Here is a 19,861-nt window from a genome sequence, read left to right as displayed (position 1 = left end):
CCGTTGCCATCACCGCCACACCCCCAAAGCCCGGTAGACAGGCATACGGCGAGAGCACACAGATGTGTATTTCGTGTAGTTCGCATTATTGGTTCTCTAGATTGTCAGTTAGCGCCAGACAGTTAGGGGGTGCGGTTTGTAAGGAAGAGGGGACCGAATGGTCACCCTCCTCCCCCAGCACGAAGACAGATGAAAAGCGTGGTGTGCAGCATCAGTCGCCGCCGTTGCCGCTGCGCGTGAAGGATTTCAGAGTTGAAATTTTATCGTCACCTGGTGTGGTGAGTGGCAAGCCAAGTGATGCCAATTTATTCCCTTTAAATTCAATTAATAAAGTGGTTTTCACAAATTTATTGCGTGAAAATGAAGGGCAAAAAAGGTGGCAATAGAGGCGCCGCGAGGAAAGATTGCCGTTTGAGTTCACAGACAAAGTAAGAGTGAATCGCCCCTACATGAGTTGTAGATGCCCCAAAAGCGCCGTTGTTGCCCAAATCAACCATTAGGCCACAACTTCCCCTACCCTCGCATAGCTACACTTGGGGCTCTTTAACAGGGTAGAGGCGGTAGCCTCGATCGAAATCCGGATCTATGGCTGCAATCTCCACCTGACTCATTTTCATCGATTGAGGGCTTGGCAAACCGGGGCAACCATCTATGTAGTCGGGGGCACACAGCGGCACATTCATCAGCTCAAACAGCGAGTCGAGCAGGCCCTGTGTCGCCCGTAGGGAGAGGTTGAAAATGCCCTTGAGCATGAGAAAGGTACAGATGGTCTGGTCGGTGTAGAGGGAGCGTCGTCCCCGTCGGCCATGATGTTCTTGATGGAACCAGTTATGAACGACATGCTCATCAACCCAGAACGTTAGCGAGCCGCGTTGGACCAGGGAACGGTTGTACTGTGACCAGTTGGATATGGCGTGAAGCGACTTGCCCATGATGCTGATTTGAAGAGGGATTTGGTGATCAGATCACCGTCTCCACCATAAGTTCAATTCAAGTCACTCTGATTTGGGAAACAACGCCCCCAAAAGCCTAAAATGGAGTGACTCCCAGCTGCGGGGTACATGGCTTGTGGGAAACGTAGTGGGATATCAGTTTTTACTTAAGGGGTTACAACAACTGGCGATGTCCGCATCAATACAATGCAAGGATCCTCCGGCAGAGTAGAAAAACGGTCCAACAGCGCCATAAAAGGGGGGTGGCATTTGCCCCCCCTCTAAAATTGATCGCCGGCCAGAATCTCGCCGCCGAAATGAGCCCAAACAAGTCCCGTTGCACACCTTCCATGATGTAGGGTGGGTTCAATCATCGGTGTGTAGTTTATGTCGGGTGACTAATTGATACCAAGGACGGCACAGTAGGTCATGCCACGTGAGGGGAACGTCAGGGTCCCAACCTCCGACGTGCTGCTGATGGGGTTGCTGATGCTCGTCAAGCCAGTAGGGAAATATACGCAGGATCCGTAATAGGTATTGCTGTCCACCTTTACTCGGCACTTGCTGCTCATTGAACACAACGATGCCGTTCAATGCCCGGATCTTGGCAAAATCTCGTTCTATTGACCAAGACGATACGTCAAACACGTTAGCAGCCTCGCGAGCACTGATTGCTCGCTGTTGGTCGTATAGCCAGTGCGCCACTTGCAAATAACGCGGCAAAGAGGGACTAACTGGGATAGACATGCTTCTCCGGTCTTAATTTAGTGATATCAATCAATTAATTAATCATCGTCCCTGGACAACCTAAAGGGCGGTTTCCCTAGTCAAGAACAGCGTGCCCTTTGATTATGCATTCATCAGTATGGTTTACTCGAAGCGCACAATATTCCGGTGTGCGGAGCGAGCGTTTTTCAACAAGCCAACCACCATATTTAGTCAACCAACACCTTGGGCGACATAGGCCCGGTAATCAGGGCGTGTAGCTAATTGGACATCGATATCAGTGGTATGCTTGCTGCTAAGTCTTTTGTAGCTGGCATCGGGCATGTTGCAGGTGGGATGCAGTTGAGTAGTGCAGATAACAGGATTGAGCCGGCGACCTACTACACCAAGCCGGCCTCAAGCGTATGCTTGTGATAAGGTTCATGGCGGTATGGTCAGAACCGACACCACGTCATTTCGAGCGGTATAATCAACATTAATGCCAAATTTGTAAAAAGGCAAAAAGAGGTGTAAATAATCCATTTACAATCAATCAATTAAATTACTTCACAATGCAATTGTCCGATACCGTAGGTAAGGGTTCGACCTGATTTATTCAACCAACTCACCAAGCTCCGTAAGAAGCAGCATCTGACAAAATCCGCATGACCTCTACTTTTGAATGCCCCTAAAAATGGGGAGATTATCATGCGACAGAACATTACCGAATATTCCTATTTCGTAGCGACGAGGGCTGTCATTAATTGGGTCATAGAGTGTGTAAACAACAAGGCCATGCCGTGAGGGCATGGCCTTGTCTATTTAGATGAGGAAATCATCCAGCTGACGACCTTGCTCGAATTGCTCAGCGAGGAACTTGGGTGTACGGCCCTGACCGGTCCAGGTTTTCTCTACGCCATTTTCAACGTAACGGTATTTCGGTGGGCGAGGCGCTCGTTTAGTTTTAGCCACAGTCGCTGCTGCTGGAGTGCTGCCTACCAACTCAGTGGGGTCGATACCTGCTTGAGCCAACATCGCCTGAAACTCAGCCAGCTTTTGTCGGTGCTCAGCATTGGCCGCGTGCTCTTTTTCTGCCAACTCCAAACGCTCCAGATAAATCATTTCAATTTTCTCGTGCGCTTCTTTGAGTTGGTCCAGAGACAACTCGAACAGTACAGCTCGCAGGCTACGAATGTTCAACAGCACTTTCAAAAATTCACTCATAGATATCCTTTTTAAATACGCGGGGTTGTTCTATAGCATACTAATGAGCACTGGTGTGCTCAAGCGTCTTATCGTAATTGACTGCAACCGAAGTTGCGTTTCCCGTCGCCTACTAACTTAGTTTTCACCTTGCTAAAATAAGCGACTCGTTTTAAAAAAACCATGTATCCAGACGAGCGCAATAGCACTTCTTTTCTGTCGAAAATGTACTCACACTTCTTGGGGAAGTGAACTAAATAACTGATCATAATAGTGCTACACCTTGGCTGTGCCATAGCCATTCCCGGGGAAAGGAGACACGGTATCCATGAAGTGTTTCACTCGAGCCAGCAGGTTGGCCATCCCTCTGCATTGATGATTGCGTGTGATGGTTTCATGTAACTTGTGCCACAGCCGTTCGATGTGATTAACCCAAGGACTGTAAACTGGCTGGAATACCAGGCAGAACTTGGGGTTCTTCTTCAACCATCGCTCGGTCTGTTTGCTTTTGTGAATGATGTAGTTATCGAGGATCAGCGTGATGGTTTTGGCTCGTCGGTAGTGGTGACGCAGCTTTTCCAGCATGGCGATAAACAGCGATGAGTTTTTCTTTATCCCGCTGACGTAAAGCACTCTTCCGTTGCCTGCATGGAGAACGCCTGCCAGGTAATGTTTGGCGTTCTGTCCCGGTGTGACAACCCGCTTTTGCTGCGCTCTGAACATCCAGTCGGCCCCTAATTTGGGATTGAGGTCTATATCGACTTCATCCTCATAAAACACCGGATTAGCGGCATCACAGCGGGCCAGCGCAGCGTCGATATTCGCCATTTTCTCCTGATAAGCTGGGTCTTTTATCCGCAAGGTCGGCACGGGCCTGCGCCAGACAATGCCCATACGAGGTAGCCATCGACGAAGTGTGGAGGCTGCCACATTGAGCCCTGTTAACCGATTGATTTTGATAGCCAATAGCTCAGTACACCAACGGCTGCGCTGATAACCAAAATCTTGCGGAGAAAACTGCATGAGCAGCACCAGTAAGGTGACTATCTTGGCAACAGGCAAGACCGGTTCACGACCAGCCGGTAAGGCTTCTAGCGCATCTATGCCTTCATCTCGATACCACCGAAGCCAACGGCCGATGGTCGAGCGAGCAGCGCCGGTAAGGTGATGAACATCAGTGACCGTGTGTCCTTCATGTAACAGCAAGATGGCCATCAAGCGACGAGCATGTCCTTTATCATGTGTGACATGGATGATTTTGTGAATGCGGCGCCGTTGTGACCGTGGCAGGGGTGGTAGGATAGGCATCAACTCAGTCCTTTGGGTGTGGCTTGTTTTGTTTGGCGACTAATGAGATCGCACAAACTGGACTGAGTTCCCTTCCTCCGGTGATCTACTATTCGGAACAGCTATTTAGGTTGAAGCTGTTGTCGGAAGAAGCAGAATAACTCTTAGCCGGTTTCTTGATGGAGGTTAGGGAAAGAGCAAACAAATCCTTGGCATGAGATCAGTTAAATATTTGATATCAGGGATGAGGCTCAGCATTAGTTACCAACGCATTTTTACGTATGGCGATTGCAATGGTAGATGCTGGAAAGCCCACAACCACATAATACGAAGTAAGTCACGAAAAAGGGATACGCATGCGCTAAACCTTCGTATTTTGGAGGGAATGAGACTGATGCATGAAGTATTTAAAATTAAAATGTTGATATATCACATCATGATGTATCGGCACCCTGGTATATGAACTCATATAACGCTTTACCATTGGTCGCTGAGATATGAATCAGTGATGCATCGGCCTCACTGGAGATAATCAACATCAGAAACATCGGTAGGTCATGCTTCGAAGACTGAAACAGTGACCGGATTGTGGACCTATCTTGCGGCGATGGGGTTGGATGTCGCTCGTAGTGACTATGCCATTCGCCAATGAAATGCTGCCCTCTACGAAATCGACGTTCGATCTCTTTCTTACCCCGGGCTCGATCCGGGATAAAGCTGGTCGGAGTGGCTTGATCACCACAGCCAGGCAGAGATATTGCTGATACATCTACACTGTGCCCGGCTAGGGTGCGAGTAAAAAGCATCCCCCCAGCTTCCTTAGCTGCCGATGTAGTTTGTCTATATGCCCACAACTGAGCGAGAGTTGCTCCCGGTAAGTGCACTGTCAGCCCCAGAGCTGGGCAATAGTATTTATGCCATGGCCTGCCAGCCATCGTCACCCCCAAGGTATTCAAGCTCCACAACCCGATCGCCTGTGCCAGGATCCCCAAACGCTTCAATCCATGGCTCATTCCACTGCCCTCCCAATTTTTTCAGTTCCCGAGAACTACCAAGCCACACAAAGGCTTTGGGAGTAGCCTCATCCTCAATCAGTGAGAGAACCACCCGCGCGGCTAAGGCCTGTATGTGCGTCAGGGGGATAACTCCATAGGGCTGAAACACTCCGCCACAGGCTGGCACTTGGTGAGTAGTTTTGGCACCACGCCAATCAGTGATCGGCATGCGTAATGCCCCAACATGCTTACCAGAGCAATGATGCAAGCTGTTGAACGCGTTGGAACCACTTGGATTGATAATCACATGTCCTGCCATCGCATGAGCCTCGACCATCGTGAAAACGATGGGAGGAGGAGAAACGGTCAAGGACTGTGCTCGTAGCAGTTGCTGATCTGTCGTCCAATCGGCGGTGCAACTGACAACGATATCTGCGTCGTACATTGCAGTTAGGCATTGGCTCTCGGTAGATGTCCACTTGCTGACATTTGCGGTTATGGAGGCATTCGGAAATGCACCGGCGAGCATAGCTTGTAAGGCGGATACCTTTGCCTTTCCTGCTGAATTGAGACCCAGAACATGACGGGAGCAATTTTCCGTCCCCAACAGTTCATCATCCCAGAGGTCGATGGTGGTTATGCCGGACTGCAGTAGTAATTTGGCTATCGCTGCACCAACGGATCCGCATCCTACGATCGCCACTCGATGTTGAGATAGCATATTTATTGCAGGGTTTTTGTCTCGGCCATACACCCAGCTGTTATCCATCCTCCGGATCGGTTGCCCGTAGACCTTCATGGTGCTACATCGGTTCATCAATACCTGCAGCGGCAATGCATCCCTAAACCCCGCAAGAACAGTCTGGAATGTCCTATCGTTTTGCTTGGGATTGAACAGGTTTCGTTCAAATCGTAATCCTACCACACACGTGCCTGTCGACGTCCGCATCGATACCAACGCACCCGGCTGGCGAACCATATCGTTCATCAATACATTACACAACATCGTCGCCAACTGTTCTCGGGAGCGATGATCTGGAACCATCGCCAGTAGATCAGAAATGGTTGATGGGTAGTCGGTGGGGGTCCAAGCGCCATCAATTACCAATAGCATGGTCTTGCGGATCCCAGCCAGCATACGTTCCCGCAGCTTGGGTTTCTTTACTCTCCGGGCTTTTACCTTCTTCTGAGGCTTTTCTTCCTTAGGAGGCACTAAGACCTGCCGATTATCCAGCCATCTGATTAAATCTGTCTCACTGTCCGCATACACCAAGCCAGCCTTGGTATTGAAGCAGTAGATCTCTCTACTGGTCTGGTTATTCAAATCACATAGGCTTACGGCGTGATTGGTGAACTGTTTGCAGTGATAAGCCCAATAACTCAATATTTCAGCTTGGAAGTCATGATCGAGTTCGCCTATGACTGATTTGTGGAGAAGGTCTTCAGCTCGGGCAAGCAGGTACACGAGATAGTCATTGTTAGTTGTATCAATGATGGCGTTTGATGGCAGTATGCACAGCCGCCCGAGCACTTCGATATGGGGAAGATCAAGTGGCTTAATGTCCGGCGTGAACACGTAGATTTCCGGGATGCAGCCATCTATGGATTTATGAAACTGCAGGCGAAGCAGAACCTGCTGTCCTCGGTATCGGATATTAACCGGGATCACCCAGCCAAATGCTGGTCCCCCAGGACACACTGACAACTGATCCGCGGTTAGCCGAAAACCGCCGTATTGACGGAGCAGATCAGTGATCTGCTCCGCGGCTTGTGCGTCATCAAGCATACCCGCGTCCATCATCACTCAAATTCACCGAGTTCTTACCGGTGCCCGACAGGGATAGCTTTTTGGGCGAACTCCTCGTCAGGCCATCACTGGTGATCCAAAACTCTAGGGGGGTTTCTTCACCATCTTTTTGATGGTCCGCAACGCATACGAAGTTTGCTTTATCAGAGCCCAAGATCTTCCGATATTCCTTCATGGCAGCAAATGATGGGGGGTCTTTGTCATCGTCATGGATCGACTTACTACTTGAGACAATGAAGGCTCCATCTTTAGCCTGGCTCAGTGCGTTCCAAGCTGGTTCGGATATCTCAGCCGTTTCGTCGGCAGCCTTTTTTTCCTTCCAACTGTCATGGGAAAGCGATCGCCATGAGCAATGATGTGGTGCCTGCAGCAGGTCGTATTCAAGCCAGCACGTATGCCCATCGGCTTCTAGGTGTTCCCACAGAACATCCCAGCAGACCACTTTTGCATCTCCGCCGGTGAGAAAATGGATTGATCGCCCGTCGCCCGTGATTTGATAGTTCATGATGACGCTGCTTTCATTCGCACCAAGGGAAACTTCTTGCTCCTCAATATCAGATTTCGGTGCTGGCCCTAAGACTCGAGCGCGAAATCCTGAGGTCGATTGATTGTTGATACGGATAATCTCAGTATCTCGCTTACACAGAATCCGCTGGGTACTATCGAGATTGCCTTCTTCATCCTCGGTCAAGATCAGGACTTGGTTACCGATTTCCTGGATATATTGCTTATCTTGATACAACCGAATGCGGCGGCGGATTTCCGCGTGAAGAGCTCTCGCATCATCGGTAAGTTTGTGATACGTTTGATTGGCTCGTTTAAATACAATTGGACTTGCCCAGATCTCATTGATGAAAATCTTTTTACTTTTGTCTGCGTAGTCTTCCGGCTTACCGAGGTAAAAGTGTTCCTGGATCCCGCCACAATGGTCATCGTGAGGGTGGGTACAAACAAAGACATCCACATAGTGGCGCCCCTTATCATCCGTCAGTAATCGCTCGGTGAGCATTGATACGACATCCGGATAGTCAGCGCCAGCCCTGATGCGACAATCAATCAAAACCCGCTTATTGTCCTCAGTTTCAATCAGCGTCATATCTCCATTCCCAACCGGGAAGAAGGTTATTTTTGCTACCATGGCTCACTCCTCTGCTTTGGCTTTTTCCTGCGACGATTCTTTCGATGCTTTAGCTGTCCTGCTGAGCTCTATACCAAACAGGCTTTGGCCTAGGTCCTCCATTTTGGCCATGAACCGATCCACATTGATTCCGGCAAATAGAGCAAAGACTAGGTACCCATAATCACCAGCAGCACTGTCCTGCTGAGATGCATCCAAAACGATGAGCCCGGCACGAAGGCACAGGTATGCGGCCAGCCCGCAAACAGCGCTGGTGAGAGGACGTAGGTAATACCAAGGTAACCACCGGGGATCCCAGCTATTCCTAACGCAACGATTAAGATAGACAGCACGAAGACAGTAAAGAGTTCCTCCAAGGCATCCGGTCAATACGCATTTAATGCCCAGAAGATTATCGACGATCCATGAAGGAAGCCCAGAAGGCGTGTGCAGACTGCTATACACATACAGCAGGATACAGAGGATCAGGATCAGGTATAGGACCACCCTGACGGTCTCAGAGTGAACGGTATTTGTTGTTGGCGTATTATCAGGGTTGCCCATTTACTGCCTCATGACCAAAAATAAGTACGATTTAACCATGCTAAGACCATGGTTATTGGCCGTTAAACGTATTTGTTGAGGCCGATGGAGTCTTTGCAGTTTCTTATCAGGGCAAGTCTCAATTTTTGTGGAGAGAGTGTCAATCGTTTCCCAACCTGAGGGCTTGCTCTAGGTCACGTTATCGTAGATATACTCTCAGCATGGGAAGCTAATGAGGTTGTGACAAAATGATAGGAAGCTTGTTTTTATGCTAAAAAATCACCAGATAGCTAACGCAGTCAAAGAACATCCTAAACTGAATGTTTCTACGGGAGCTCAAATATGCGAACAGGTGCTTAGCCTGTCCACTTGGCTGACGGCAAAAGAGGTTGCAATTGACACCGGTTACAAGGGGGCTGATCCATCGGGACAGATGGATAAATGGAAAAAGGCCGGTAAAATTTTTGCCCTTTCCGTAAAGGGACAAGATCTGTTTCCTGCATATGCTTTGGGTGTGGATGGTAAGCCTTTACCTCAAATGAAAGAAGTTCTTGCTATTCTCTCGGTTAGTAGGAAACCGGTTGCTATTGCGAGTTGGTTTGCCAGTGCGAATAGTTGGCTTGCTTGTAAGGCTCCGATGGATGAGATAGCAGAACATCCATTAGAGGTATTAAAAGCCGCCCGCAGAGAGGTTGCCCCTATCGAGCATGGTTGAAGATGACGCTCTGCCTCGCTGTTCCGAATGTCCAACGACCCAATCGGGTGTGATGTGGCGACTGTGTTCTTCAAAATACAACCTAGTGGTGAGGGGAGAATACAGAGAGCATCGACGCATTGTTCATTATGGCAGAGAAAAAACGATTAACCCTCGATGAACTAACAGCAGGCTGGCACGATTGCGGCGCCATTTGTTTAGGTGCTTAGAATTGGCGGAGCCAGATGATCAAGCTCAACAGTAGTTCGCTATGTCCGCAGCTGGTGGGGGTAACAGGTTTGGGGCAAGACTCAAGCTCTAGACATTTCAGCTTATCCTCGGCAGCATTCATGATCCACATCCAACACGAGTTGTTATTAACGACAGGTACATCTGAATGACGGTCGTCCATACTAGGCAGAATTTTAGGATCAGTTCATCGAATTTTAAGACTTCATTGGCTCCAAGCGTTACAAGATTTTGACGGTCAGAATTGAGATGTTGAAGGTGAATTTTCACAAAATGAAACGTAGATAAATTGAGATTACTAGCCAAGCACCCACAGAGAGTATGCCGACTTAGATACGTACAGTCATAGTTATCGTAATGATGATCTTTTATCCTAGTACTGTCCTATAGAGGGGGGAATGGACCTCTATCTTTCTGGAGCCTAATAATCCTATCACACACAATATGTTATCGAGTCTCACCGTCAGAGCGCTCACGGTCAATCCTCGGCATCTGCTCATTGAGTTGATACTCTTTCATCCCATGTTTGTATGCATTGTATTGCCAGATCACAAACTGCTGTTTGTACCGTCGGTTTTCTTCTTTAAGTTCTTCGATTTCACTTTCAAGATTCGCGATTCTAGCTGCTGCAATGTTCAAACTGGCTGGGCGCGATTTTTTTGGACCTCGGCTTTTAAGCGCTTCCTTCTTTGCCTGATAGGCAGATACGATTGTCTCATGCAAATTAAGGGACTGTCTTGATGGCAACTTTCCGATCAATGATTCTGCCGCCTCACAGATAGCTAGCCAAGTCAGTTTTTCTTCTGGCCATCCCCGTATCAGGTTCACAATAGCTTTAATATCTCTATTTTCTAGATGCTTGGCCAAATCCCCCCCCTAGCATAGTTGTCAAATCCTCTAACATCGCAGCTTCTTCACGCTCTTTGCCTTTGTGTTCTATGGCTTCGATGGACTTCTTTTCTGCAACACGACGAAAGTGGCTGAAGTCGTTGCCCTTAAGCTTAATCTGAGCACCATTTTCAATGTCTGGGCTCTCTAAAATAGCTACTAGCTCCCGAAGTCGGGTGATAGTTTTCTTGTGATAATGAAACCAGCGATCCGCACCAATCTCGCCGCTCTCCACCGCCTTACTGGCAAAAGAAAAAAGTCGCTCCGATTTCACCAAACGTTTCTTAATCCGATCTAAAATTTCTATATCTTCGCCTTTGATACAAACTTGTTCGGTACAATTGACGCAATCTCGGAACTTCTCGCAGGGACTCATGGTGTAATCATGCACACAGTAACCATATTCTGTTGCATGGACAGCTGCATACTCTAATGTATTGAACTCCTGCACAGTTACGGGCAGATGTTTTGCCACCAAACCAACAGGCCCAAATAGCGACTTTGTGGGGTCTAAGCGTTCAGCCATGCCAACCAGTTCGTATTCGGTCATGTGGTTGTAGGTTCGATTCTGTTTCACGTCTGCCCGACCTGACCACTTGGCTATTTCCAAGTTTGACAGTCCGCCGCGCTGGGCAATAGTGTTGAGAAGGTGTCGTGCCTGATGCGAGTTCAATTTAATCCGTTCACCGTTTTCAGCACAGTAACCATGGCGATCAAAGATACTTTCGTGTTTTTCTTCCAGGACCTCACGGGGGGTCAGATCACGGTTAAAGAAGTTATTTGTTGGCTTATGTAATTCAATTGGTATGCTCCCCCGGTTTCCGTGGAACTGATTAGCATTCAGTGCAAACAAGGCATTGCTGTACTTAATTCCCTTGTTTTTATCAAACCATGGGAAGCCATCTGGCAAACGCGTCATAGTGTGTTGCCACAGGCTATTCAGCGTATGTACACCATCTTCTTTAGCTAAACCTCGACTACCAAGGCTAGATCTGCATGCTTTTTTGGTGCCATGTGCAAAGCCGAGCGCCATACAGGCCTGTTCCATCGTTAATGGTTCATCATCAGTAACATCAGGGCAGTTAGCATGGCGGTAAAACTTATCCGGATTTTTCTCAATCCACTTAGCTAGTTGTCGAGCATTCTTTGACAGGCATTGAGCTCTGGCGACAGCTGTTTTGGCGACAGAGTTCATCACCGTAGGTATCCATTTGATGTCACCGCCGTAGCCTTTACCAGCATAGAAGCGCCAGCCATAGCGTTCTATACCTTCACTATCTGTTTCGAATACCTCACAATCAACAGGCAGTGTTAACACTTCGGTAATGCGTGACGGTGCTGACATCAGCATGGCAAACACCGATGTTGTGAATATGTCTCGTTCATGAATGGGATCGTTGGAAAAAATTTCTGCTAGCGCATTGAGCGCGATAACACTCGGAAGTTTCTCTTCCCTATTTCTTTTCGCTTCTTTTCCTGTTTTGTTCTTGTCCTCAGCACGCTTAATGGGATTGCCCCAGTGGTTCACAGCGCATGATACAAGCTTGTTTTCGACTACAAACTTAGCTAGCCGCTCAATTTCTCGACCGCAATGATATGCTGAGCCATCGGAGTAGTGTTGCCTTGCCAATTCGGCGGCTTCATCAAGTACTGAAATTGACAAACCATCAATATTTGCGCTCCCGGTTACTTGCAGTAAAGCAGCCTCAATTGCTCTGAGAGCCTTACTTTCGTTCTTTGTCCCCGTTGGCGAATGCCCCTGCTGGTAACGAAAATAAGCTTTGGCGAAATCGATGAATGCCGGGTCTTGAACCTCTTGAGGTTTAGGTTTGCGAGTACTGACGCCCAATTTGGAAAACACAGTTATCTTTGGCCAAATAGGATCTCCCCACTTGAGGTTGGAACCGAATATAGTCAATTCATCTCGGCATTTGGCTATGAATGTTTCAAGGTTTTCTGCTGCTGTCAGCGTAGCCTTTGGCTTGAACTGTAATAAATCAGCCATTGGTAACTGCTCCATGTTCGCCGAGCTCTTCACGACGTTTCGCACAACGTATGATCACGTCTGCCACCGCTAAAATGCTGCGATCAAGCACCGCTGCAATCTGTATATCTCCAGTTATCTCTTTCACCCGTTCACGCTCGTCAAGCATGCTCTGATAGACATCATCATGCGGGCCATCCAGCCAGGGCTGAAAGTGTATGCAGGTGTAGCAAGGAATAGGGACATTAGCGCCACAAAAGCCATGTTCGCCACAAGTGCCAACTCCCTGTCCCATCTCGGTACGGATACGGCTGTTAGGGTCATTACCTCGCTGTGCATCCCTCTCTGAATCGACAAGTACCCCGGCGAACGCCTGAGCATATGCCGCCAGTTGAAACCCAACAGCTTCATCCAGCTTTTTCACATGCTCGGGGATATTCTTGACGTAAACACCTGCGTTCTGAGTATCTGTATGATCAAGCAGTTCCGCAATTACCAACTCGCCAAAACCTTCGCGGGCAGCTCGTGTACCCGTGGTATAACGAAAACGGCGCGCATTGATATTTAATAGTTCACCAGTACGTTCTGACCGGATATCTGATTTTTCTACGATTAACTGGAGCGTATCGGTTATCTCTGCGGAGGCGATGTGGAGTTTGTCGGTGGCCAGAAGTTGGTGGAATTCATAAGAGGATTGGATAGTCGTGACCACGGCGAGATCTGGAAACAGGGGGATCTGCGGCCAGTCAGCTTCCTGCAATTCAAACCCCAGAATCTTCTTAACCTGAACAATCGAATCTCTTGCTAGGGCGCTCAGTATTGCCCATAGTTCTTGGCTCATCGCATAAGACTTGAAACTTTCTCGAAAAAAATTACCGCGCTGCTTCGCTTTTGGCACATTCAATACATAAAATGGTTCACCCTTTTCATTTTCACCACAGAGAATATCAACTACGCGAAGCTGTGAGATCTGAATTGAACGACGTCCCGTATGACTGATGGCAAATGCCATCGCCAACTCTGTGATGGAAATTAGATTCCCTTCATAAGCCCGTACAGCCCCCTCATTAAATGCCTGAAGTTCATTATCCGTGAGCGGCCCATTTTGAGGATCCATGCGTTTAACCGCATCTCCCTTACGGCGCCCCTTTAGCCTCCATCCATTAAGTAATCGAACGACATCCTTGCTGACACCAGGGTAGCCCAGCCGATACCACTGTTTCAGAAAAACACTAACAGGGCCTAGCCGATGTTCATTTGCAGTATCCAAAGTAGATCTATAGCTAATCAACATGATATCGTCGATATGAGTAGCTCTAGTGGCTCGAATCATGTCTAAGAAGCACCAAAAAATACATCTAGTGTGGGCTGCAGACCAGCTCCTTGCATAAAATGATAATGTGTTAAGAGACCCACTCAGAGTTTCTGGCTCCAGAAGACCGTGTAATCTACCAACCGGGATCGCGTTATTTTTATCTAACCACCACCTTGTATCAAGCAACATAAAATAGTATCCGTTCGCCTTTGCAGGAATTCGCTCTTTTATTAATGTTGAAAGGGGGTTATTCGTCATCATCTTTCATGTCCACTGGTAAACGAGTTCCGTTATCTTTTTGTAATGCCAAGGCGGCCTCAAACCCTTTTTGCTGGATAAAACGCTTGTTGTATGTCGCGGCGGTTCCTGAACCATCTCTCCAGCCCATTAAGTACGAACGGATTTGCTCTTGGCGTTCCTCGCTGACTTTCTCATTCATAGAATCCATTCTTTCTGAAAACTTACGATTCCATGTGTGGCGGAGCGAGTGACCTGTTGCTGCATATAATTGTGGCAATATAGACTTGATCACGGAAAATATTTTATGATAACCCTCCTTGGATATAGGGTTTCCAACTGTTGGTCCACTCTTATAAGTCAGAAATAGGTAGTCATTTCTCTTTGCATTTCTGATTTTTCGGCGATCTTGAATGATATAACTATGCAGTTCTTGAACTAGGGTTTCAGACAACGGTAAGAGCCGTTCTCTAGTTTTAGCATTAGGTTCATTGGTTCTAGCATCAGCTAGTTCATCTGCTCGCCTAACGATACGAATTCTGTTAGTGCTAAAGTCGATATCCTGTATTCTGATGTTTAACAATTCACCACTTCGAATACCAAGATAAAATAGAAGTAAGATCATTAGCCGATTACGGCGCTGCACATCTACTGAGAAAGGATTCTGCGTTGAACCAAGCCGGATGACTTCAAATAATGCGTCCAATTGAATGTCACTCAACGACCTGTCTTGCAAGTTTCTGTTTCTGCCATTTTTAGATGGTCGGCGTGCTTTTATTTGTTCCACCATAGAATTTATCTGCTCGACAACTTCCAGCTCTGTTGTCTTTAAGATATTCATAGCATACCAGCGAAAATATATTGCAAATGTTGTCAGTCGAGAATGTAGAGTCCCATTATCAACGGTATCAGTTGTCGCATCTTTCAACCAACGGTGAGATAACGCCTTTGATGACCGAATTCCTTGCTTCCGCTGAGCAAAATCTCGCAGATCATCCAACTCATGTGGCTTGAAAAAGCTTTTGGTCAAAAGCCGCTGTTCAAGGTTAATGTCACGACTATCTAGAAAACGTAGCAGCAAAACTAGATTGTGAGCAGCTACCAGCATTGTTGAAAATGCAGCTCCTCTATTGCGGATTTGGGTTGTTAAAAACAGAAGCGGGTAATAGATGGGAATGCCAGTAGAGCGATCCATCACTATGCAGTAGCGCTCTCCTGTATCCATGACAAATTTTGTGACACCGTAGAACTTCTCCATACGTCTACGCTCCATAAATTTCACACTATTACAAAGTATAGGATATACCAAAATTTTTAATTCATATTTGTCATCTGTTTTCTACACATGAAATGAAAAACCCCTGTATTAACAGGGGTCTATATGTAAATTCTTTACAAATTATTCTTAGGTGATCTTCAAAACGGAAGGGCAGGAACTTTTCAGTGTAACTGCCACTGTGTGTGTGAGTTGGTTGAGTGCAAGCCTAGTAAACACTGTTTCCATCCATCTTGCTATCTCACCCACATGCTCTTAAATCGCATTAAACCTATCATTAATGCTGTTCGTGTCAACATCTGATACATTTACGATAAAAAAGTTTACACAACTTGTCGAACGTCTTCCTCTGCTTATAGAGGTCATACTACACCAGTTCTGATGTCTCGGGGCTGTGATGTTGAAAATCGAAGGTGGTTTTTGGCTTCATTGTTCGCCTCCCTATGGGGCGTTTCCTGAAAAAGGGTAACGGGTCTGATGTTGCCATCCTGAACGGTAACTACCCCGCCTTCAACTGCTTGTCACCCTATATCTTTGTCTGCTACCAGGAGCTGGTCGAAGACACCGAGCTGAACCGAATAGCAGGTGAACGTATGAGATAACGTCATCGGCTAGCGGAATGACCTATGACTGTATGGGCTGGAAAGTCACAGACTGGTGCCAGGGTTACAGCTCAAATAAGCCCCTACCGCATAACTGCCGCTGTAATCACCCCACTACATGGCTTCACCATCAGGCATACCTCCAGAATAAAGTCATGGCCTACGGGATTGGTACACACGATCGGAGCAATGTCGCCCCTGAGGTAAGACAGTGATAGTTCAAACAATAGTCAAGTGAAAAAATGAGTCCAGATGTTAGTTCTAATTGAATCTTGATGAAGATCAAAACCTGGAAACAGAAATATATATTTATTTACGAAAATATTGTAGTAGATCTTTTTCTATTCAGCCTTGCGAGAGATTTGCTAATGCTAGAAGGAAATCAAGAGTCCATCGAATTGATAAGGGCCTTATACCCAAATTTCGAAATAACGGGTGTACCTAAGGCATCTGGTCAAAGGGCTGTATACTTTGGCATTTTCACGGGTCGTTCAGATATTGAACCTGAAAATTGTGATAAGTGGGGAGCGGTTGTTCTTAAAATGTCGAGTGTGACATCAAGAACAACTATCTCATACATGGAAAAAGAAGTTGAGGTTCTTAATCAAATCCGAAGTCCATCATTTCCTCGATTATTTTTTCATGAAGCAATCACTCTCCATCCAGAAACTGAGGAACCACTGAATCCGATTAAGTTCGTGAGTATAGAGCAAAGAATGAATGCTCAGCCATTAACGAATTTAATGAGTGGCTATAATAATGAGCCAGCAGTTATCTCATTTTTAGAAAAAATACTTATTGCAATGGATTGCTTATGGGGCCATCCACAAAAATTAGTACATAGGGACTTAAAACCAGACAACATTTTAGTTAAAGATGATGGTTCTCTTGTCATTATAGATCTTGGTCTATTACGGCAAGAAGGTTCTGCTGGCGTAACGTATAGCTTCTGTGATTTTGGCCCCTGTACGCCTGCCTATGCGAGCCCTGAGCAAGCTAAAAATGCAAAGAGAGATATCTCATTCAAGAGTGATCTCTTTTCTATCGGCATTATTTGTTACCAGATGCTAACTGGACAGCACCCATTTATGGTTTCTGATGGCACAAACTATAATGATGAAATATTAGAGCGAGTATGCAGCCACACTCCTGATGCTTTACATACAAAGGGTATTGATAGAGATTTATCAAATATAATTGAGAAAATGATGAGCAAGGAGCCATATCTGAGATATCGTGTTCCAAGTAAAATCATCAATGAATTGAATGCAATTAAGGAGCGGATATGAGTTTACGTTTATTTCATCAATCTGGACACTGTGCTAACTGGAACAGAGATTCTTTCGAAAAGGATAAAATCGGTGATGGAATAATTTTTAGTCCAGTTCATGAGACATGTAAAAATGTTTCTGACTATAGTAAAAAACTAAAGTCAGTATCATTATTTGATCCACAATTTTACCTACCTAGCTCTCAAAAGCAAAAGTTACAATCATATAGCTTCTTCCCCAATACGATTATGGGGGAAAAAGGATTCTCAACAATTGATTTTATGGCTGTATCTTATGAAGCAGCAAAAAGATGTATTGAGTTCCAGTTGAAAAATGATTTTTTGGAACTCATCATACCTGCAAGATTTTATGAATACTTTGATGACAAGTATATCGATGGTCAATCACAGCAATTTGTACATCCATTTCTTGAGCAGATCAAGAAGCAAGACCCACTGGGTCGTAAAAAGGTATTGCTGACGGTTCCCATGACTTCATCAATGGTGAACAGTAATGAGTATCGAAGTAAGGTTCTAAACTGGATTACAAGCTACCCTGAAATTGATGGCGTTTATATGTTCTGCCAACATGATAGGGGTACAAAGCAAATAAATGACCTAACATTTCTTACCCAGTACATGGATGTCATTAAGGCATCTTATGATGCAGACTTAGAGGTTCTTGTTGGGTATTCAAATACTGAGTCATTGTTGTATACACTAGCTGGTGAAATTAGCCTAACTATAGGCGCTTTCGAAAATACCAGAATGTTCTCTCTAGATAAATTCATCGTAACGGATGGAGATAGAAGAGGGCCAAAAGCCAGGATTTATCTTCCCAAACTGTTGAACTGGATCAACTTTGATGAGGCTAAAATTCTAAAGGATAGATACCCTCATATTTGGAGTAAGATATATACCGCATCAGATGAATCTGATGAGGCATTTGAGCTAACAAAAGACCCTGCATTTAATTCAGCAATATTGTATAAGCACTATTTTAAAGCGTTTAGTGACCAAATTGGTGAGCTTTCATCCTTGAGCATTCAAGGGCGGTATAAAAGGCTGAACGAATGGATTGATGAAGCAATAGAACTACATGATGAGATTAGTAAACATGCATTGAGGCTTGATAAACACGGCAATGGCGATCATCTGAATACTTGGAGCAATGCAATTCGTATATTCGCACAATCCAATGGTTTAGTTTAATAAGGATTGCGCGATCATTGCGTTAGCTTTCCAGTAGGCGATTTCTGAAAAGTGCGTTTCTTCAATAGGGGAGAAATGCACTAAGTAATCACCTTCTATAGAGATGGTTGCCAGTCCAACATTATAGCGTTTAAATTCATCAATGTTTTTTATTGCAGGATTCGCATGCTTTTTGTCGAGTACAACCCAACTTTCATTAGCAAAAGTTTTATAACGACTTGCTTGCCAAAGAGCTCTCTTCCAATCTTTCAGCTTCGCTTCTACGGCCTTTATAGTATCTACAATATTTTCAGGCTCTTTTACTTTTACATAAATACCATTTTCCTTTTGCTTGCAGTAACCTGCATCAACAAATTCTTTGATCGCTTTTTTCGATAATGAGAGAGATGCACCTGAAATTTTAGAAATGTGCTCAGCATCAAAGTTGGTTTTTAATGGCAATTGTTTGAGCGTGTATGCCCAAGAAGGTGTGATCTGCCCTAAATTTAAGGCCGCTTTCCTTCTCTTATACTCGAAGATGACTGCATCAGCAATGCCAAAGCCACAGTCAAACTCTCTTTCAAAACCAATATTTTTCTTGAATTGCTTTCTCACGAGAGATTGCAAGCTGTTTACAAGAGCGAACTCTGAGTCGAACGCATCTTGCGAGCTACCAACGTTCGCCAATGAGGCTGATTTGATTGTAATTAGAGGACTCATATTCAACTCTTGCTCTTTATCATATACAATAAAACATTATAGAGTATTGTGTTTAAGTATTCCATATTTTTTTGGTGGCTACAATGAGCGGAATGAATATTACAACTCACAAGATACTCAAGAAAAATATATTAGGAACAGATTACTTTATTGGTGACTTACATGGGCAAATTACTTCTTTGAAGCGCATCCTGTCTGTGGCTAACTTTGATCCTGATATTGATAGGGTAATTTGCACGGGCGATTTGGTAGACCGTGGGGCATGTTCACTAGAGTGTTTGAGATTAACAGCACAAGGGTGGTTTTATTCTGTTGTAGGTAACCATGAGGAATTCATACTGGATGAAGATAATTCATCACCATATAAACGCTCTATTTGGGAAAGAAATGGTGGTGGGTGGTGGTTTTCTCTCACTGATGAGGAGCGCCAAGAGTGTCGAACCCTTATCATGAACAATATGAGCTTCACTTTATCGGTAGAGCTTGACGATTATCATGTTGGGGTTATTCACTCTGAGGTTCCAATGAAGACATGGCCTGTCTGTGATGCTGTTTTAAATGAATGTCGGCGTGAGATCCTATGGGGGCGAAATGTAATTTCATCTAAGGACGAAAACTTAATATCAGGAGTTGATTATATTATTTCTGGACACACCCCTGTCGACTACCCACGATTTGTAGGGAATCAACTATTTCTAGATACCGGCTCTGGTTACTCTCCAAGTGAGCGCATTAACAATCCACATCTCACTGCTTGTAAAATTAAAAAAGGAGAGTTTGAGTTCATGCATGCCACTGCATTCACATGTACCACTTCAAAAATAAACCTGACCTAAAAACAATATC

The 19,861-nt window shown here is 45.6% G+C and carries 17 protein-coding genes and 1 pseudogene; 5 read left to right on the top strand and 13 right to left on the bottom strand.

Translation table 11 applies throughout. The annotated features are described in order from the left end of the window. The coding region (locus BN1128_RS25995) for a hypothetical protein (RefSeq protein ID WP_209428536.1) at window positions 1-386 on the top strand (386 nt) is incomplete at its 5' end. Between the two features lie 267 nt (window positions 387-653). On the opposite strand, the pseudogene BN1128_RS02240 reads toward BN1128_RS25995, so the two are convergent. The 8 genes and pseudogenes from BN1128_RS02240 to BN1128_RS02215 all read right to left on the bottom strand — a co-directional run. Continuing rightward, window positions 654-932: pseudogene (locus BN1128_RS02240) on the bottom strand (IS5/IS1182 family transposase); the annotation flags it as partial. A 1,527-nt stretch (window positions 933-2,459) separates the two neighbouring features. Then, window positions 2,460-2,861: an H-NS family histone-like protein gene (locus BN1128_RS02235; RefSeq protein WP_042866008.1), complete on the bottom strand. Its 402-nt coding sequence runs from the start codon at window positions 2,859-2,861 to the stop codon at window positions 2,460-2,462. Window positions 2,862-2,929: 68 nt separating this feature from the next. Beyond that, window positions 2,930-3,109 carry a YagK/YfjJ domain-containing protein gene (locus tag BN1128_RS26535; RefSeq protein ID WP_167335787.1) on the bottom strand — a complete coding sequence of 60 codons (180 nt, stop codon included), beginning with the start codon at window positions 3,107-3,109 and terminating at the stop codon, window positions 2,930-2,932. Between the two features lie 7 nt (window positions 3,110-3,116). Beyond that, window positions 3,117-4,148: an IS630 family transposase gene (locus BN1128_RS02230; protein WP_042866006.1), complete on the bottom strand. Its 1,032-nt coding sequence runs from the start codon at window positions 4,146-4,148 to the stop codon at window positions 3,117-3,119. Between the two features lie 413 nt (window positions 4,149-4,561). Then, entirely contained in the window at window positions 4,562-5,062 is a 501-nt protein-coding gene (locus BN1128_RS26530; protein WP_420864916.1) for a Mov34/MPN/PAD-1 family protein, read from the bottom strand. Next, entirely contained in the window at window positions 5,040-6,908 is a 1,869-nt protein-coding gene (locus tag BN1128_RS02225; protein WP_042866005.1) for a ThiF family adenylyltransferase, read from the bottom strand. The genes BN1128_RS26530 and BN1128_RS02225 overlap by 23 nt, the downstream gene beginning before the upstream one ends. Next, a complete protein-coding gene (locus tag BN1128_RS02220; protein WP_042866003.1) occupies window positions 6,901-8,067 on the bottom strand; it encodes a ComEC/Rec2 family competence protein in 1,167 nt (388 codons plus the stop codon). Before BN1128_RS02220 ends, BN1128_RS02225 begins: the two co-directional genes overlap by 8 nt. A 3-nt stretch (window positions 8,068-8,070) precedes the next feature. After that, window positions 8,071-8,610 (bottom strand): hypothetical protein, encoded by a 540-nt coding sequence (locus BN1128_RS02215; RefSeq protein ID WP_042866002.1) that lies wholly within the window; start codon window positions 8,608-8,610, stop codon window positions 8,071-8,073. 247 nt (window positions 8,611-8,857) lie between these two features. Here BN1128_RS02215 and BN1128_RS02210 point away from each other — a divergent pair, with 247 nt between their 5' ends. Continuing rightward, window positions 8,858-9,304, top strand: a complete 447-nt coding sequence (locus BN1128_RS02210) for a hypothetical protein (RefSeq protein WP_052445477.1) — start codon at window positions 8,858-8,860, stop codon at window positions 9,302-9,304. Between the two features lie 675 nt (window positions 9,305-9,979). On the opposite strand, the gene BN1128_RS24345 is transcribed toward BN1128_RS02210, so the two are convergent. Genes BN1128_RS24345 through BN1128_RS02190 form a run of 4 tightly spaced genes read right to left on the bottom strand, consistent with a single transcriptional unit; the run spans window position 9,980 to window position 15,214 of the window. Beyond that, window positions 9,980-10,399, bottom strand: coding sequence for a hypothetical protein (locus BN1128_RS24345; protein ID WP_082030329.1), 420 nt, complete (start codon window positions 10,397-10,399; stop codon window positions 9,980-9,982). After that, window positions 10,377-12,425, bottom strand: coding sequence for an integrase (locus BN1128_RS02200; RefSeq protein WP_042866000.1), 2,049 nt, complete (start codon window positions 12,423-12,425; stop codon window positions 10,377-10,379). The genes BN1128_RS24345 and BN1128_RS02200 overlap by 23 nt, the downstream gene beginning before the upstream one ends. Next, complete coding sequence (locus tag BN1128_RS02195) at window positions 12,418-13,980, bottom strand: site-specific integrase (protein WP_042865997.1); 1,563 nt, start codon at window positions 13,978-13,980, stop codon at window positions 12,418-12,420. The genes BN1128_RS02200 and BN1128_RS02195 overlap by 8 nt, the downstream gene beginning before the upstream one ends. After that, a complete protein-coding gene (locus BN1128_RS02190; protein WP_042865995.1) occupies window positions 13,967-15,214 on the bottom strand; it encodes a tyrosine-type recombinase/integrase in 1,248 nt (415 codons plus the stop codon). Before BN1128_RS02190 ends, BN1128_RS02195 begins: the two co-directional genes overlap by 14 nt. 895 nt (window positions 15,215-16,109) lie before the next feature. Between BN1128_RS02190 and BN1128_RS24020 the strand changes: the two genes are divergently transcribed. Further along, window positions 16,110-17,123, top strand: coding sequence for a serine/threonine protein kinase (locus tag BN1128_RS24020; RefSeq protein ID WP_052445476.1), 1,014 nt, complete (start codon window positions 16,110-16,112; stop codon window positions 17,121-17,123). Further along, a complete protein-coding gene (locus BN1128_RS02180; protein WP_156140072.1) occupies window positions 17,120-18,316 on the top strand; it encodes a hypothetical protein in 1,197 nt (398 codons plus the stop codon). The genes BN1128_RS24020 and BN1128_RS02180 overlap by 4 nt, the downstream gene beginning before the upstream one ends. Here the strand turns inward: BN1128_RS02180 and BN1128_RS02175 are convergent. Then, a complete protein-coding gene (locus BN1128_RS02175) occupies window positions 18,308-19,015 on the bottom strand; it encodes a hypothetical protein (protein WP_042865992.1) in 708 nt (235 codons plus the stop codon). The genes BN1128_RS02180 and BN1128_RS02175 overlap by 9 nt on opposite strands. Window positions 19,016-19,107: 92 nt before the next feature. Here BN1128_RS02175 and BN1128_RS24340 point away from each other — a divergent pair, with 92 nt between their 5' ends. Further along, window positions 19,108-19,851 carry a metallophosphoesterase gene (locus BN1128_RS24340; RefSeq protein ID WP_167335786.1) on the top strand — a complete coding sequence of 248 codons (744 nt, stop codon included), beginning with the start codon at window positions 19,108-19,110 and terminating at the stop codon, window positions 19,849-19,851. The last annotated feature ends 10 nt before the right edge of the window (window positions 19,852-19,861 follow it).

It is taken from the genome of Aeromonas piscicola, from assembly GCF_000820005.1.
GTDB classification, from domain to species: domain Bacteria; phylum Pseudomonadota; class Gammaproteobacteria; order Enterobacterales; family Aeromonadaceae; genus Aeromonas; species Aeromonas piscicola.
This window is presented reverse-complemented; position numbering and strand designations above follow the sequence as displayed.

Bases quoted from the DNA above. Each gene is read 5' to 3' on its own strand.
- BN1128_RS02215 (WP_042866002.1), bottom strand. From the start codon at position 8,610: ATGGGCAACCCTGATAATACGCCAACAACAAATACCGTTCACTCTGAG.
- BN1128_RS02190 (WP_042865995.1), bottom strand. From the start codon at position 15,214: ATGGAGAAGTTCTACGGTGTCACAAAATTTGTCATGGATACAGGAGAG.
- BN1128_RS24020 (WP_052445476.1), top strand. From the start codon at position 16,110: ATGAAGATCAAAACCTGGAAACAGAAATATATATTTATTTACGAAAAT.
- BN1128_RS02180 (WP_156140072.1), top strand. From the start codon at position 17,120: ATGAGTTTACGTTTATTTCATCAATCTGGACACTGTGCTAACTGGAAC.
- BN1128_RS02200 (WP_042866000.1), bottom strand. From the start codon at position 12,425: ATGGCTGATTTATTACAGTTCAAGCCAAAGGCTACGCTGACAGCAGCA.
- BN1128_RS02220 (WP_042866003.1), bottom strand. From the start codon at position 8,067: ATGGTAGCAAAAATAACCTTCTTCCCGGTTGGGAATGGAGATATGACG.
- BN1128_RS02230 (WP_042866006.1), bottom strand. From the start codon at position 4,148: ATGCCTATCCTACCACCCCTGCCACGGTCACAACGGCGCCGCATTCAC.
- BN1128_RS02210 (WP_052445477.1), top strand. From the start codon at position 8,858: ATGCTAAAAAATCACCAGATAGCTAACGCAGTCAAAGAACATCCTAAA.
- BN1128_RS02235 (WP_042866008.1), bottom strand. From the start codon at position 2,861: ATGAGTGAATTTTTGAAAGTGCTGTTGAACATTCGTAGCCTGCGAGCT.
- BN1128_RS02195 (WP_042865997.1), bottom strand. From the start codon at position 13,980: ATGATGACGAATAACCCCCTTTCAACATTAATAAAAGAGCGAATTCCT.
- BN1128_RS26535 (WP_167335787.1), bottom strand. From the start codon at position 3,109: ATGATCAGTTATTTAGTTCACTTCCCCAAGAAGTGTGAGTACATTTTC.
- BN1128_RS26530 (WP_420864916.1), bottom strand. From the start codon at position 5,062: ATGGCTGGCAGGCCATGGCATAAATACTATTGCCCAGCTCTGGGGCTG.
- BN1128_RS24340 (WP_167335786.1), top strand. From the start codon at position 19,108: ATGAATATTACAACTCACAAGATACTCAAGAAAAATATATTAGGAACA.
- BN1128_RS02175 (WP_042865992.1), bottom strand. From the start codon at position 19,015: ATGAGTCCTCTAATTACAATCAAATCAGCCTCATTGGCGAACGTTGGT.
- BN1128_RS02225 (WP_042866005.1), bottom strand. From the start codon at position 6,908: ATGCTTGATGACGCACAAGCCGCGGAGCAGATCACTGATCTGCTCCGT.